Origin of the sequence: Treponema zioleckii, from assembly GCF_014737315.1 — a bacterium.
In the GTDB taxonomy this organism is placed as follows: domain Bacteria; phylum Spirochaetota; class Spirochaetia; order Treponematales; family Treponemataceae; genus Treponema_D; species Treponema_D zioleckii.
Genome location: NZ_JPUF01000145.1, coordinates 1 through 1,302, shown reverse-complemented (window position 1 = coordinate 1,302; position 1,302 = coordinate 1). Strand labels below are relative to the sequence as shown.

Genomic DNA, 1,302 nt, shown 5'->3' with positions numbered 1-1,302 from the left:
ATTTTGATAGCATTTCTCAATATCATAACATTTCTGCGAGCCATAAACCGATGCAAGTACAAAATATGAATTTATAAAATTTGGATTCAATCTAATAGCTTTATTCAATAATGAAATTCCGTTTTGAATTAATTCTTTATAATCGGGAAGATTTTCATCTATATAAAAAGCAAGCAATAATCCCCCCATATATATTGGATAATAATCTTCAGTGTCAAGTATCATCTCCTCTGCAAAATCATCAAATATTTTTAAGAGCTCATCATAATACAGTTCATTCTTTTCTATATTTTTTTTATTTGTTATAAATTTTCTCTTAAATAGCTCATATTTTGCCATTCCTCTTGCCAAATGATAATTCGGCTGGGTTGGGTCAAGTTCTATAGCTTTTGACAAATATTCACAAGCCTCTACCTGATTATGCAATATTAATAAAATATCACCAGCCCTAAAATATCCGTAACCATTATAAGGATCGCAATCTATCATTTTCATCGCATTTTCCCAAGCCAAGATATAATCACGTTTGCGGTAATAAAATTCATTCAAAATAGAGAACACATTATATTTAGCATCGTTGGAACATGACTCCACAGAAAGTATTTTCTCTGCCTTGGTCAATATAGCTTCTTCATTCCCTTCATTAAATAAAACCATTAGTTCATCAATATCATCAGCTTCATTTCCATAACAAAATCCAGCAATAAAAAAAAGCAATAATACAAAAAATTTTTTCATAACTTAATACTCCTAAAATCTATATTTAAATGATGCCCCCATATTAATTTTATATGAATCCAAAGATACACTTTCGTTGGCAATGCCTTTCATCATTGCATTGCCAATCTCACACTCAAAATAGTAATTGAGAATACAAATTTGAATTTGTATGCGCGGTACCACTTCTAACTGTAAATCCCTTATATACATCTTCATAAATGGATTTAAATTGTGGTATAATTATGTAAACGTAAATTCAATTTGCGGATACCGAAGTTCTACAGTGTAGTTTAGAATTACGTGTTTTTCTGCTTCGTCATCAAAATGATACCACATCTCTATCTGACACTTAAAAGGTTCTGTAGCATATAATTGATTAAAAAACTCTTCTGTATGATTCATCAGTTGTTATAAGACGTTGCATAATTCGAAAGATATTTCAGCAATTTCTGATACAAAGCTAAGTTATCCTGCTCAAAATCTTTTACGACAACCTGTTCACCGAGCGACTCCAACTTTTTTCTGTCCTGTTCAGCAGATTTTTTATAATCTTCCCGCTTGGACAAATCTTTTTCAAACAAC

Annotated in this window: 2 protein-coding genes; both read right to left on the bottom strand. The window is 30.7% G+C overall.

The features are described 5' to 3' along the window. Positions 1 to 738, bottom strand: a 738-nt coding sequence (locus JI65_RS16925) for a tetratricopeptide repeat protein (protein WP_197971981.1), incomplete at its 3' end; no start/stop codon positions are given. 383 nt (positions 739 to 1,121) lie between these two features. Next, positions 1,122 to 1,302, bottom strand: a 181-nt coding sequence (locus JI65_RS16920) for a hypothetical protein (protein ID WP_191018335.1), incomplete at its 5' end; no start/stop codon positions are given.